The following is a 13069-nucleotide window of genomic DNA, read 5'->3' as shown; positions in this document are numbered from 1 at the left end:
CCCGTATTCAGGGGCTGTAAATAAGAGTAAGTTAAAATATATCATGTAAAAATGAGGAGTAATCATGACTAAAAATATTGAAATTAAAAATACATCTACTGAGCTGTTCTATGATCTGGCAAAGCGTTCTTTCGAAGCAAGCTGGAAAACAATGCAAGATATGTGTAGTGACAGCATTTCGCACCTTGTTGATGACGCTGATTTTATGAGCGCATTTATACGGCTCACTATTAATCATATTTGTCATAACTTTGAGAAGTTTACTACACAAGAAGGAAATCAAGGACACCTTACAGAGGTCAACTTTGAAGAGGTTGCAGAACGGCTTGTGCGTAATGCTTGGGTGTTTTGTTAATACCTGCGACTACTTTTTATTAAATACTAAATATCAATAAGAGAGGATATAAATGAAAAAAAACAAAATGAATAAAAAAGATGAAACGATGATCTTTGCAATATCAGTGACATTAATGTTATACGTAAACAGGATTTACGGGATGGCAAGTGTAAATGATGAAGATGTTATGACTTTTGTAAAAGAAGAGGATGCTGTTGATTCACTGTTACGTGCTCAAATGTTAGAAATCATTAATGGTTTCGATTATTACAAAGGTCTTTATGGTTCGGGTAAAGAAAAAAAGGAGCATATAGATATGGCAGAGCTATTGGAGAGAGTAACATTTTATTATGACCTTTATATCAGGGATATGTTGATAAGAAATCTGGAAAAAGGACAATCCTTAGTTGATAATGGAGTGCTGGACTGGGATCTGGACATAAATAGATAACATCAGGAAAATGTTATTTAGAGGAATGTATGAGTATATCAATAGTGTAATGACGGAATGGATTCCAGTATTACATATAGCCTGATTTTTAAAACCGTCAAAATATATTGACGGCCTTAGAATGATCAGATTGCGAAGTCTTCCAGTGTTTTACCTGCTTCAATAGCAGTAGCAATTGCTTTAGGAGTACGGCCCTGACCAGTCCAAGTCTGCTCATTGCCATTATCATCTGTATATTTGTATTTGGCAGGGCGTGGAGTTCGTGTCGATTTGGTTTTAGGCTTAGTTGAACCAACCGCTAAAAGTAGTTCAGCAGGATCGATACCATCTTCTAACAGTTTCTGGCGGAAGGCTTCAAGCTTAGCCTGACGTTGTTCTTGTTCCTTGAGTATTGCCTGTTCTTCCTCATGGCGCTCATCAACGATAACAGAGAGTTTTTCCAGCATCTCTTCCAGAGTTGCCAGATCTGTTTCACGAGCCTGTGCGCGGAGTGTACGGATATTATTCAGTGCCTTGAGAGTTTCACTCATACGATGCCTTCCTGTGTTTAAAATGGGGATTTATACAGTTAATGTATAGGATGCGATTGAACAGCCAAAAATATACTAACCGATAAATAATATAGTAAATACTATCGGTTAATCAATCTAATAAATTCCATTTTACACTGAATAGCACAGGATAAGTTTTACAATGGCATTTTCCTGCGTATCTGACTTGATGGTTTGAACTCTGACGAAATGCGGGAGAGTTGCTCAAGGCTCTGTTCAATAGAACGCTGAAACTCCAGAGCGGCTTCTGTACGCTGTTTTACGACCAAGGCAACAATTTCTTCATCACTTTTTTCTGAAAGTGTTTTGGAATAAAGCATTCTCTCATGCAGTACATCAAAATTACCTGATGATTTTGCTGCTGTTCGTGCTGTTGAACTGCTTATCGGGTTAAGTTCATCAATAAACAATTCAATAAGAGATTCTCTCTTTTTATCCAGTCTGCGAAGTTCGGTATGGGCAGACTTAAATTTTTTAATCTTAATCCACGGAATATTATCAGAGCATAGTTTACGATATTCATTTCGGTATTCTTCTATCGGAATATAATTTTTTAGTTCTTTTACTGTATCTAAATATTGGATTAAATCACTGTTGTCTGTTTTTACTTTTCTCATATAAAACCTCGTTAATAAAATAATGTATATATTTATATTACGAGATATGGTGTAAGTGTCAAATGACCTAATATATAGGCAAAAGTTTTATATGTTTTCTACTTCATCAAACTCATCTTCTTGAGAATAATCAATTTTATTTATGGCTTATATTCATTAATTTTCCTCTTAATATATCAAGCTCTTTTTGCTTACTTAATTTGGAACCAAACCATTTATATTCTAGGGTGTATTCAAAATCATTAAGGTATTTAATATGTGTTGTTTCCCAATTAATATATCGTATCCCTATGATTGCTTCACAATGGACACAGGTATTGGAAAGATAACCCTTCTTTACTTTAGGTGTTCTGACAAAACAAATTGTATGAGGAGCTTTATCAGTAGGACCATTGTTATGGATGAATACAGGTGTGTTTTTTTTACAACGGTAGCAAGTAATTATATCAGCAATATAATTGTGCTTTTTGTCATTCGGTATGTTTAATGGAGTATAGAGGTTTCTATCTATTTTATGTTTATCGCATAATCTGATAACATCCATAAAATGATTTATACAATCCTTACAAAAACCTAAGCGAAACCGGAAATCATGGCATCGCCACAAAAATGGGTTTTCAATGACTGTTTCTGATTTTAGCTCAATCCAAGGAATAGACAGTTTTTCTTTTTTATTTTCATCAGTCTCATGGGTATGATAAATTTCAATTGCAATTTTTCTACTGTTTTGAGTGTCAGCGACAACATCACAGCGATAGTTATCTATAGAGACTTCTTCGTGTGAGGAAGAAAAGAAATGTGGTGGGATAGTTTTAATATTTTCACCATGACAACCAAAACATTTACTGATTAGTGTGATTTTTCTATTTCCTCTAGCATTTTCATATACAGCATAACAGATGAGTATTTTTGCTAGTTTGTGATATACAGACTCAGGATCACATTGTGTGTCACTTCTGTGTGAAAAGTGTCTTTTTTTGATTTTCCCTTCCTTAAACGTTAATTGCTCATTGCAACACGGACAATAATATTTTTGGCCTTTAACTGCATCGTGAATATGAATGAGTTTTTCATCAACAGATTTAGCCCAAGGTATCTTAATAACAGTATCATTCATTCTTCATCCTCATTTGAATTTTTACTATTTATTGTCTGCTCTCTATAAAACAACCTTGCCTGATAACCTTTAAGTATTATCTTTGTTCTGGAATAATCAAATAATATATCCATATCTATTCTCCCACATGATTTACAGATCACAAATTCCCATCTGAGGTCATGTAATTTACTTATTGACATACTATCTTTTGTTTCGCCACCACAAGCACATTGCATAACAATCTCCAATTTTAAACTAGTTTAAGGGTTTTATATTGTTCAAATATAAGTTCACCGTTTTCAGTATAGATTTCAACTTTACCAACTTTTCCATCTGGTCTTTTAATTGAAAAGCGGATTAATCTCTCATCACGATACTTTTCAAAAAGTTCAGGTTTCTCAGCGAAGTATTTAGCTTTGGTGGAAACACTAAACAGATAATCACAACTTGAACTTATTGTTCTTTTAAAATCCATTTCGGATAATCCACTTTCTCTTATCTTTTTATTGATAAATTCTTTCAGTGGTCGTTCATAAAGTTCTTTTTCTTTAGCTCTACGTTCTTCCTCTTCTCTCTCTCTTTGTTTTTTAATCAAATAGGATTTATGTTTTTCTTCTTGCAGTTTAATATTTTCGCTGTGAATAATAGCATTTATACTTGAAGCAGGAACAACAGATGTCGTTAAAGCACAATGGGAATATTTATTATTAGCTTGTAGATTTTTTACCGTTTTTTCTATTTTTTCTATATGTAATTTTTTATCAAATGAAACAATCCTTCTGTCATTTTCTTTTCTTACCAATTTTGATGTGTTTTCAATATTATCTTGGCTATCTAAATTCAATGAAGATACAATTCCGTTTCCTACATGGTCGTAGAGAGCTTGTTTTTTCGAATCGATATAACATTCAAGAAATGAGTAGAGTTTAAATTCTTCAACTCCAAATGTTTCTTCAAGCATCGTCATTTGTTCTGCTAGTACATTGAGAATATCATTTTTTGAGAGTCTTTCATGAAGTTTTATTTCAAGTGAACCGGGTAGTTTTTTCATTTTTTCACCTTATTGTTACTGGGTTTATTAGAGTTACTGCTGGAAAGATAATATGTTTTCATAAACGTCAAGCGATCACCATTAAACATATAGTCTGGATTAATAAAGTAATAGTTCTGTACCATAGTCTCTGCGATAAATTTCTTATCAGCAAGTTCTTTCATGCCCTTGAAATAGGTCGTTCTCGATATCTTCACGATATCTTGATCTACAATATCATATGACATTAAAATAGTATCAGTATCCTTATTATCTCTGATAGCAAGATAAAGAATCTTGAAGACTTTCTTACCAGATGAAGACAATCCTTCAATAGCCGATACGCCATCAACATAAAGTTTAACAAACTGTGTCTTATCTACTTCCATAGCCTGAAAGAAGCCACCATTGCCAACGTGCTCTCCCGTATTTTCATTCACTAATGCTAAGCGGTCTTTTCCTGTTGTAATACGTCTAATACCAGTTTTTGTATGTAGATTTGTATCATTAAGAAATGGGTTTTTAGTATGACGTGGGAGACCTCTTCGTGATTTCTTTACTTCAGTTTGTATCTTATTTTCTATCATGGTATTTACTCCTTTATTTTTTTAGTTATACATTTAAGTTAATACTATATTTTGCGTGTAAGTCAACACTTAAGGTTTATATTTTTTAAAATAAATAACACTTAATGTTTTTACTTATGAAACTTGTAGTGCGACAGCATATATATAAATAATACTTTATCATTTTTATTTGAGAATAGTTATCAACTTAAGTACCGGGATTCGGGACTTTAACTCCCGGATGTCGGTACTTGGTTTTAAGCTATAACTGGCCTGAGAGCATTTTCCTTCTTCATTATTCAATTAGTGAAGCTGAGAACAACTATGCAGAGGCATTTTAGGGGTATAGTTTTACTTTTTATTGCATTGGTTTTCTCTCTTCAATTTATATCTCAGCGAAGTGATTGTTTCAAACAATCACTAAGCGCTGCTGATATCTTATTAAAGTTGAAATTTTTTCCCATTTACCTCATAGCGGCTATCGCCGCAATTCTTCATGGATAAATCCATCATTAACAGTGCAAAGCACTGTCCAGCAATGTGATTGTTTCGAAACAATCACGAAGTGCTGCTTCTATGAATATAGTTTCCCTATATGTTTAAGAGCAAATGCTATAGGTTGAAAATAACATGCTAACTTTCAAAACACGATCGTTATTAATTATTATAAGAAAAAAGGATCTAACGTTCATGAATACTTTAAATTTACGATTTAAATTATACATAAAAACTTGATGATTGGTTCAGTGTTAGGGCGTAGCCGTGCGTAAGCACCGAGATAAAAATCCTCAAAAAAGATTTTAAAAACACATTGTTATATTATTGGAAGAATATAAAATAATTTGATTGCTTTAACAAAAAAACTGGAAGTAAATTGGTATAGTTAAAATTTACTAACTAGTAGATGCTAATGAAAACCACATATGTTTACTTCGTAATATTATTTTTATCAATAATTTTTATTATTGTTTTTTTATTGTCTTCAGATAAATTTTCATAATTCATCACGATAGTAGCAAGTTCATCATCTTCCACGTAGAAATATGCTAAAGGCACATTTAACGTTTCTGCTAATTTTTGTGCAGTATGAATATCCGCTTCATGAACTCCTTTTTCGTATCGGTTGATACGAGTGCTTGCTACAAATTCGTCGATCCCGGCAGCAATGCCCAGCTTCTTTTGAGACAAACCAGCAGCCGTACGCGCTTCTTTCAAACGCTTACAAAAGATTTCTCTATGGGATTCTCGCTGGTTCATAAAAGCCCTCATCATCAAGAGCTACGAGAATCGTAGTTTTACCTTGTCTTGAATACTACGTTTAACGTAGTATCTGTTTGGGATGATGTACTGGTTTGCCGATACAGGTGACCTCAATGCTATCAAAAGTGATAGATAGAGAAGTTCACACGACCCATACCAGTTCAAGCCATTTTGTTATGTATTGACCTATGGGAAATGAAATGAAGAGAATCTTACTTGTGGCTGCAATGGCCTTAACAGGATGCCAACAGCTCAATGATGGCGTGAGTAAAGTCAATGGGGCAATCAGCTCTTCTTTGTCTTCAGTAGGTAAAGCGCTGAATGGAAGTACCGCCACTCAAAATCTTGGTCCAGCATCACCAGTATCAGGTCTGGGTGCTGTCTGCAAAGACTATGAAGAAAACGCAATGGCAGCAGAAAAGAAATGGACAGGCAAAAGGATCTCTATCAGCAATGCCACAGTTCTGGAAGTTACTAAGGGCAGAAGTGCAAGCGATATGATGACGGGTATGCCCAAATCAGCCCCCCACTATTACCTGCTCTTTAAAACTGCCGATACAAGCTACTGCGGCGGTATGGTTTGGCTGGATTACTACTCTGGTATTGATGATGCCGTTCTTACTTACAAGAAAGGCCAGAAAGTCAGCGTTACTGGAACGGTAAACAATTTCGAAGTTCGTGGATTTGCCACAGTAAACAATGCCGATATGCCAGTTCGTCTGGTTGTTCTGAGAAACGGCACTATCAATCATTAAAAGGGATGAGAACCATGCGTCAATTTTTAGCCATTGCTGGCCTTGCTGTGTTGCTATCAGGCTGCGGTGAAAAAGGCGATTTTGAGAAAGCGATCAACGCGAAAATTTCACAATCAAAGCTGTGCTACTCACTGCAGAACAATGACTTTGCATTCAATAAAGGTTTTCCTATAAAGGTTAATCATGGCTACCGTTCTGCAGGATACAATGTTAGTGATGAAATCCTTAAAGGACTTGCTGAACAAGGGTCGCTCACTGTTTCACAACAGGCAAATGGCTTTAGCAGTGTCGATGTTCTGGAAGTAACAGACAAAGGGCAAAATGTTGAGTTTTGGAACCGGGCAGAAGGTGCGTGTATTGGTCATCGTGAAGTTGATGAAGTGAAGGAATGGACTGAGCCGGGCAACGGTAATCAGCAGGTTGTTCATGTTAGTTATACATGGAAGTTGGCGGATGTTCCTTCATGGGTGGATAAAAAAGCATTCGCAAACGTCAAGGGTATGAATGAACCTGAAGATGGCGCAATTAATTTAGTTAAAACAAGCAATGGCTGGAAAGCGCTCTAAGGGGTCTATCATGGAAAACAATACAATCCAGTGTCCGTTTTGCCTGAAAGAGAGCCAGCGCGGTGTGCATGTTTGTACTGGCTGCATGGCGACGGTTCTGTATGGAACCTTCCCCGGCTGGTATGCTTTCATTGTTATAGTATTGACCTTCGGCCTGTCTATTCTGATCGGAATGTCTACAGGTATGGCGGGAGCTACTATCAGCCTACCGATAATTGCGGCTGTTGGGTTTGTCGCAGGTAAGGCGATCTTCTCTGATAATGTTGTGTTCAGGAGAAGGATGTAGAAGTTAAAGTGAAAAGAGCTATGTTTTATCATAGCTCTTTTTAATTTCATTTGGGCTATATGAATTTATATCTGATAAAATAAACCATAAGAGCTGTAAAACGTTTAAAGATATTACCCTGACGTGGAGTGGCCTTATGCTTTCTTTCACTGTAAGGGGCGCTTCCGGATGCCTTGTTTGAGGTTTTAGATGGAGCATTCCCCGGCTGGTATGCTTTCGTGGTTATATTATTGACCTTCGGCCTGTCTATCCTGATTCAGAAAAAAAAGTATGTGCGATGCTCAACTTTAGCATTATGAGAAGGAAAAAACCGACCTAAGGTCGGTAAATGGCACGGGGAGAGCTTTTCTATTATATTGTTTAAAATGGATGAAAATTTATTACTAAGTATGATTTGTTAATTTCTATTTAATGTGTTTTGAAAAAGTTGTGTAGTTATTTTATACGGCATTTTTACATAGAGCTTAAGTTTATTTTTGTGATGTGCGTCATGAGATTGTGTTTATTTTGTCATTGGCTGAATTGAATTTTTTATAGTAAGTGTGTCTACTTCCTCTAGAATCATTGTTTTTTGATTAATGTCAATGTGTTCTCATGCAAGAGATATATATTTAAAGAATGTATCATGTAGAGAGGAAGTAAGATGAATGTTAACGAGCAACAAACTGTAGACAACTACGAGATTGATATCTGTGAGTTTGAGGAAGTAAAGGATATTGATCCTGTATCCAAAAGAAAGACTCTTGGATGTTGGGGGCCTAGCCCAGATGATGGGTATAACCAATGTTAAAATAAAATAACTCAAATAAGAGCAATGTGGTTATTGCTCTTATATTATATTGGATAGTTATAAATTAAGATGAAAAGCATATATATACCAAGAAAAATAATGGATGAATATATTGTCATCAATCAATCTAATAATAAGTGCTATAATGTTAACGAACTAGTATTTGATGTTTTAATGTATTCAACTGAAATAAAAAACAATAAGTTGGAAAAGAAATATGGATTTGATGACATTCAAATCCAAAACGTATTAGATAAAATATATGGTAAGCTAAATGAATCATGACTCCTTGAAAGAAAAAGCATTTCAAAGAGAACATTTAATAACCGCTAGTATTGAGTTAACTCAGCATTGTAATTTTAAATGTCTCCATTGTTATTGTCCAACGAAAAAAGTTCATATGGATTATAATGATGTTATTGCATGTATCGATAAATTATACAGCATGGGAGTTTTGTACCTTACATTTACTGGTGGTGAGGCTTTTTTATATAAAAGATTTGATGAGATATATACATATGCAAAAAATAAAGGATTTATCATCTCGATTATGTCAAATTTATCTTACATAACGGATGTGACTAAAAAAATTCTTATCAAATACCCACCCAAAGTTATCATGATTACGTTATATGGTACTGGTGCTGACGAATACGCAAAGTTCACTATAAATAAAAGTGCTTTTAAAAGAGTGATCGAAAATATAAAGTTTTTATATTCTAATAATATTGATTTCATGTTGAAAGCAATTATAGGAAAAGAAACCATACCAGCAGCTTTGGAAGGAAAGTTTGATGATATTGCTAGAGTTTATAAAAAAGAAATTATGTATGATGCCATAATTTTCCCACAAAAAGATTTAATGAGAGGTAAACTATCTCAAAGAGCTAGTATTGATGATATTATTAACTTTGAGCATAGTAATCCAGAAACTGTAAGTTTCTGGAGGAAATCAATATCTAATATGACTTCACAAGCATGTATTAAATGTGGTGGTGGCATTAATAGCCTTTCAATAGATGCTGGAGGATATGCATCTATATGTTCTTTATATGTGGAAGATAAAATTAGTTTTTTGAGTAATGATGAGAAAACCATAAGGAAATACTTGAAAGATTCACATAATAAAATGCAAAGTTATTATATCAATAGCAAATGCTCTACATGTGATCAAAAATCCATTTGCAGATGGTGTGCGGCATATGCCAATTTGGAACATGGAAATTCATCAGAACCGATAGATTTTATGTGCGAGTTAGCACAACGCAGAATTTCTGCGTTTACGGAGGTATAATGAAAGATTTAACATCTGCTACCATTGAAATTATAACATCATGTAATTTTAAATGTCCGCATTGTTATCTTGATAATAAAACCTCATTAGGATTAAATGTGAACGAATGGAAAAACGTGATAACTAAATTAATGCTAAAAGGATGCAGGAAATTAATTATTACTGGAGGTGAGCCTCTTCTTTATAAAGACTTCATTTCATTATATACATTCATTCATCAGCAGGGAATCGATATTTCACTCTTTACTAATGCGAGTTTAATGACTGAAAAACATTTTGAACTATTCGGAAAATACCCACCAAGTTCTGTTTCTGTCTCTATATATGGCAAAGATAATAGAGAGCTTCGTAGCTTTTCTAAAAATAAAAGAGCCAGCCTTCATAGGATAATGTCGAATATATCCAGATTAGAACAGTTAGGCATTACAATATACAAAGGTTTAACCCTATGTAAATCAATATCTGTATCTTCATCAGATCTAGCTTTCTTTTCGGAAAACAAAATTGAGATAAACACATACCTTATTCCATCATTAAACTATCAAAATAATTTAGAAGAGAGGTTGGAACCGAATGAAATTGTTAAGATTGAAAATGATCTTGCAATGGAACGGAAAATTAAAGATGGTAATATACCAATGGATAATTTAGACTATTTTAAGAAATGCTCAGGGGGTTATTCGAGTTTGTTTGTTGATCAGTTTGGTCGCGCATCTATTTGTGCTGTATACAGAAAGAAGCAATATAATATTATTGACGGAAACATTAATGATGTATGGGCAGAGCTAAACTCTATCAGTGAACATTTCCATAAAATATATTATGATAGTAAGTGTGGTCAATGTGTTTTAAACGCTGCATGTAGGAATTGCCCTGCATATATGGACTTGGAACATGGGGGATATAAAAACAAATATCTCTGTGATTTAGCTAATGCACGAATAAATAATGGCTGAATAAATGGTTTTAAAATAGATGTCATTGATTGTCATCCTTCATCTTACATAGATGAATTCGATGGGGGCAGACTAATACCTTCATCTAAATAAAATAATTTATAATTTGTGTTATTGTTGAGTTTTGCTGATCATTTTGTATGTTTAATCGTTATAATAACCCGGTGGTTTCAATTTAGGTATTGGCTTTTTTCTGTCTGCTACTAGTGTTGGTATATAGTCTAGTTTCCTATCAGACTGTTTTGGGCTAACCGGACGACGTGGAAAACGTCTGACCTCATCAGGTGTTGGCCTGTAGTCATCACTGTTAAATCTGACTCGTCTTTCATGTGTAGAGCGTGGAATATAGACACCCAGCACTTCATCAAAGACATAGTTTTCAGCAATACACTTATCGTGTTCAGCATCAACGGGAATAGGGACAGGTTCCTTCTTGGCCCAGATAAATTTCTCTTTGAAAAAATCGACGATATAGGTGGTTAAACGCCTAAATATGCCACGATGATGGGATTTAACCTGCTTCCTCTTACTTTTAACAGGAGCGCGTTTACTCGCTCTGGTATGTTGAGAATAAGGGATTTTCAGTTTAGTGGATTTTTTTGGCTCAGGAGCAATTAGAACAGGAGTTTCTTCTTCAGCCATACCAACCTTACTGGATTTGTTTGGATCGCGGTAAGATTTTACGACTGGCCTTCTGTATGGTTCAGGTGCTCCAAGAGCCGGTTGTTGTTTTTCTGCTTTTGGGGAGTCGAGAAGAATGACCTCTTCTGGTTCAGCAAGATGTGTAATCGTAAAGCTTCTGACATCAAGAACAATTTCAAGGTCAAGTTCACTGAATGTCTTATAGACTTCAACAGCTTCCTGTTTAGCTGCATCACGAACAGCCTGTTCTGCGGCCCTTTGCTCCTGAGCAGCCTTACTACGCCATTTGGCACTGTGGATACGTTTCATTGCAGGGCGGTTTGTTTCTGCGGCTTTAGCAAGCCATAGTGCTTTTTCTTCATTATCCAGAGCAACCGCCGCTTTTTCTAATGCCTCTTCATGCTGGGCCTGAAGGGAACGATGATCAATACGTTCTGACGAACCAGCAGCAGCAAGGTAGCTGTTAGCCATAGATGCCCATGATTCACGCCAAAGGACAGACATTTTTCTGTCATTCCAGCTTCTTTCTTTTTTACCAAAACCTTCAGGGCCTATGGTTTTTAATGTCAACATAACGTGAGCGTGTGGGTTATCGCTATCAAGATCATGAAAAGCGATATCGGCAATCATGCCTTTATCAACGAAATTTTTCTGACAATACTCAAGGACAAGTTTTTTCTTGTCGTCATTGTTTAACTCGGTGGGAATAGCAACATCGAAATAACGAGATGTTTGACCATTTTGCTGACGCTCGACCCGTTCAACTTCATTCCACAATGCTGTAGAGTCTTTTATGATATGTTCCGGTGCATTAACTGGAGCTAATATGAAATGCCCATATAAATCGGTACGGCGGCTATAATCATACGTATCACCTGTTCTTTCATCTGTTATACGTGTACGAGCATGATAGGCAGCCTTCGCAACGGAAGACCTACCTTCTGAACGTTTCACAATTTTAAAATCAAGATGAAAAATAGCCATACAATAAAAACAACCTCAATATAAATTTAAATATCAAACTAAAATATAAATCTCCAATGCGACTATGCTGGTTTTAGTTTTTCGCAAGAAAAACTCTGGTGTTGACGTTGACCTTGTTTCCGAAGGAAACGGTGTTAGCCTGCGGCAGGCAACCGTCGGTAGACCCCACACACTGCGTAGCAGTGTATAGGTGGGCATTGCTTTATTTTTATATCTCCTAAAGGAGCTAAAAATAACGACAATGTTTAAAGTTTTTCTATATTTAAATAATAACTCTAGTTTTACTGTCTGTGAAATTTACAAGGCTAGAATCGGATGAACGGCTGAGGTATTACACGAATATTGATGATTATGGTTTTAGAGAGCGCCCGTAAGGGCAAAAGTAGTTTAATTAGTCTCCCGCCGTAGGCGGGAAAGGTAAATTTCATAAAAATCAGATAAAAACAATAAAGAACAGGTTAACGTGTGAAATTAGCGTGGAAAATAGATAGGTAAATTTAAAATCATGAATAAGAAAAAATAAGTAACGCGATGAGTATTAGACGTTTAAAGTTAGTGTTTGCACACGTATGTGTTGCATAATTACTTATAGAGGCTGTTGCATTTTTGTGTAAACCACTTTTTTTGAATAATCTAACATTAACAGTGCGAAACCCTGTTTCAGCGATGTGATTGTTTATGGCAATCACCAAGCGCTGCTTAAAACTGATAATATAGTATAGAGTATCAAAAAACTTTTCTATTTTTATTTGACAATCTAAATCTGATATTGTAAATAAAATGAAGATACAAAAAAAGCCAACTTCATAAAGTTGACTTTTTAAGGACTAAAAAAGTTTTGCCGACTTTTGAAGTCTTGTAATCAGTTCAACGACAACGTGATTA

General features: G+C 35.1%; 15 protein-coding genes. 8 read left to right on the top strand and 7 right to left on the bottom strand.

All coding sequences use genetic code 11. The annotated features are described in order from the left end of the window. Window positions 1-64 precede the first annotated feature (64 nt). Both ACOI7D_RS20480 and ACOI7D_RS20475 read left to right on the top strand, forming a co-directional pair. Entirely contained in the window at window positions 65-355 is a 291-nt protein-coding gene (locus ACOI7D_RS20480) for a hypothetical protein (RefSeq protein ID WP_002911787.1), read from the top strand. Between the two features lie 52 nt (window positions 356-407). Then, window positions 408-788, top strand: coding sequence for a hypothetical protein (locus ACOI7D_RS20475; RefSeq protein WP_004151487.1), 381 nt, complete (start codon window positions 408-410; stop codon window positions 786-788). 125 nt (window positions 789-913) lie between these two features. Here ACOI7D_RS20475 and ACOI7D_RS20470 read toward each other — a convergent pair whose 3' ends face one another. From ACOI7D_RS20470 to ACOI7D_RS20445, 6 genes are all read right to left on the bottom strand, one after another. Beyond that, window positions 914-1318, bottom strand: coding sequence for an H-NS family nucleoid-associated regulatory protein (locus ACOI7D_RS20470; protein ID WP_065519845.1), 405 nt, complete (start codon window positions 1316-1318; stop codon window positions 914-916). Between the two features lie 158 nt (window positions 1319-1476). Then, complete coding sequence (locus ACOI7D_RS20465; protein WP_040177610.1) at window positions 1477-1956, bottom strand: DUF4756 family protein; 480 nt, start codon at window positions 1954-1956, stop codon at window positions 1477-1479. Between the two features lie 136 nt (window positions 1957-2092). Continuing rightward, complete coding sequence (locus tag ACOI7D_RS20460) at window positions 2093-3073, bottom strand: competence protein CoiA family protein (RefSeq protein ID WP_001000495.1); 981 nt, start codon at window positions 3071-3073, stop codon at window positions 2093-2095. A gap of 232 nt (window positions 3074-3305) precedes the next feature. Continuing rightward, window positions 3306-4106 carry a hypothetical protein gene (locus tag ACOI7D_RS20455; protein WP_000735922.1) on the bottom strand — a complete coding sequence of 267 codons (801 nt, stop codon included), beginning with the start codon at window positions 4104-4106 and terminating at the stop codon, window positions 3306-3308. After that, complete coding sequence (locus ACOI7D_RS20450; RefSeq protein WP_000572028.1) at window positions 4103-4672, bottom strand: replication/maintenance protein RepL; 570 nt, start codon at window positions 4670-4672, stop codon at window positions 4103-4105. The genes ACOI7D_RS20455 and ACOI7D_RS20450 overlap by 4 nt, the downstream gene beginning before the upstream one ends. 906 nt (window positions 4673-5578) lie before the next feature. Next, on the bottom strand, window positions 5579-5908 hold the full coding sequence (locus tag ACOI7D_RS20445) for a helix-turn-helix domain-containing protein (RefSeq protein WP_001076107.1): 330 nt from the start codon (window positions 5906-5908) through the stop codon (window positions 5579-5581). 203 nt (window positions 5909-6111) lie between these two features. On the opposite strand from ACOI7D_RS20445, the gene ACOI7D_RS20440 reads away from it, so the two are divergent. From ACOI7D_RS20440 to ACOI7D_RS20415, 6 genes are all read left to right on the top strand, one after another. Continuing rightward, window positions 6112-6666 carry a hypothetical protein gene (locus ACOI7D_RS20440; protein ID WP_000821761.1) on the top strand — a complete coding sequence of 185 codons (555 nt, stop codon included), beginning with the start codon at window positions 6112-6114 and terminating at the stop codon, window positions 6664-6666. Between the two features lie 14 nt (window positions 6667-6680). Next, entirely contained in the window at window positions 6681-7232 is a 552-nt protein-coding gene (locus ACOI7D_RS20435) for a DNA-directed RNA polymerase subunit beta (protein ID WP_281166496.1), read from the top strand. Between the two features lie 10 nt (window positions 7233-7242). Next, window positions 7243-7518 (top strand): membrane protein, encoded by a 276-nt coding sequence (locus ACOI7D_RS20430; RefSeq protein WP_000430100.1) that lies wholly within the window; start codon window positions 7243-7245, stop codon window positions 7516-7518. 889 nt (window positions 7519-8407) lie between these two features. Continuing rightward, window positions 8408-8593 carry a hypothetical protein gene (locus ACOI7D_RS20425; RefSeq protein ID WP_000344776.1) on the top strand — a complete coding sequence of 62 codons (186 nt, stop codon included), beginning with the start codon at window positions 8408-8410 and terminating at the stop codon, window positions 8591-8593. After that, window positions 8583-9602, top strand: coding sequence for a radical SAM protein (locus tag ACOI7D_RS20420; protein WP_001015146.1), 1020 nt, complete (start codon window positions 8583-8585; stop codon window positions 9600-9602). Before ACOI7D_RS20425 ends, ACOI7D_RS20420 begins: the two co-directional genes overlap by 11 nt. Further along, on the top strand, window positions 9602-10558 hold the full coding sequence (locus ACOI7D_RS20415; protein WP_000654196.1) for a radical SAM protein: 957 nt from the start codon (window positions 9602-9604) through the stop codon (window positions 10556-10558). The genes ACOI7D_RS20420 and ACOI7D_RS20415 overlap by 1 nt, the downstream gene beginning before the upstream one ends. 144 nt (window positions 10559-10702) lie before the next feature. On the opposite strand, the gene mobQ is transcribed toward ACOI7D_RS20415, so the two are convergent. Further along, the gene (gene mobQ, locus ACOI7D_RS20410) at window positions 10703-12184 is read right to left on the bottom strand and encodes a MobQ family relaxase (protein ID WP_000974114.1); all 1482 of its coding nucleotides are present in this window, start codon (window positions 12182-12184) and stop codon (window positions 10703-10705) included. Between the last annotated feature and the right edge of the window lie 885 nt (window positions 12185-13069).

This window comes from Klebsiella sp. C360 (assembly GCF_048822415.1).
GTDB classification, from domain to species: Bacteria; Pseudomonadota; Gammaproteobacteria; order Enterobacterales; family Enterobacteriaceae; genus Klebsiella; species Klebsiella quasipneumoniae.
Note: the sequence above shows the minus strand (reverse complement) of the source record. Positions and strands in the feature narration are given on the sequence as shown.

Excerpts from the sequence above, each read along its gene's own strand:
- ACOI7D_RS20415 (WP_000654196.1), top strand. The coding sequence starts at position 9,602 with ATGAAAGATTTAACATCTGCTACCATTGAAATTATAACATCATGTAAT.
- ACOI7D_RS20465 (WP_040177610.1), bottom strand. The coding sequence starts at position 1,956 with ATGAGAAAAGTAAAAACAGACAACAGTGATTTAATCCAATATTTAGAT.
- ACOI7D_RS20420 (WP_001015146.1), top strand. The coding sequence starts at position 8,583 with ATGAATCATGACTCCTTGAAAGAAAAAGCATTTCAAAGAGAACATTTA.
- ACOI7D_RS20440 (WP_000821761.1), top strand. The coding sequence starts at position 6,112 with ATGAAGAGAATCTTACTTGTGGCTGCAATGGCCTTAACAGGATGCCAA.
- ACOI7D_RS20425 (WP_000344776.1), top strand. The coding sequence starts at position 8,408 with ATGGATGAATATATTGTCATCAATCAATCTAATAATAAGTGCTATAAT.
- mobQ (WP_000974114.1), bottom strand. The coding sequence starts at position 12,184 with ATGGCTATTTTTCATCTTGATTTTAAAATTGTGAAACGTTCAGAAGGT.
- ACOI7D_RS20480 (WP_002911787.1), top strand. The coding sequence starts at position 65 with ATGACTAAAAATATTGAAATTAAAAATACATCTACTGAGCTGTTCTAT.
- ACOI7D_RS20435 (WP_281166496.1), top strand. The coding sequence starts at position 6,681 with ATGCGTCAATTTTTAGCCATTGCTGGCCTTGCTGTGTTGCTATCAGGC.
- ACOI7D_RS20450 (WP_000572028.1), bottom strand. The coding sequence starts at position 4,672 with ATGATAGAAAATAAGATACAAACTGAAGTAAAGAAATCACGAAGAGGT.
- ACOI7D_RS20475 (WP_004151487.1), top strand. The coding sequence starts at position 408 with ATGAAAAAAAACAAAATGAATAAAAAAGATGAAACGATGATCTTTGCA.
- ACOI7D_RS20470 (WP_065519845.1), bottom strand. The coding sequence starts at position 1,318 with ATGAGTGAAACTCTCAAGGCACTGAATAATATCCGTACACTCCGCGCA.
- ACOI7D_RS20445 (WP_001076107.1), bottom strand. The coding sequence starts at position 5,908 with ATGAACCAGCGAGAATCCCATAGAGAAATCTTTTGTAAGCGTTTGAAA.
- ACOI7D_RS20430 (WP_000430100.1), top strand. The coding sequence starts at position 7,243 with ATGGAAAACAATACAATCCAGTGTCCGTTTTGCCTGAAAGAGAGCCAG.
- ACOI7D_RS20455 (WP_000735922.1), bottom strand. The coding sequence starts at position 4,106 with ATGAAAAAACTACCCGGTTCACTTGAAATAAAACTTCATGAAAGACTC.
- ACOI7D_RS20460 (WP_001000495.1), bottom strand. The coding sequence starts at position 3,073 with ATGAATGATACTGTTATTAAGATACCTTGGGCTAAATCTGTTGATGAA.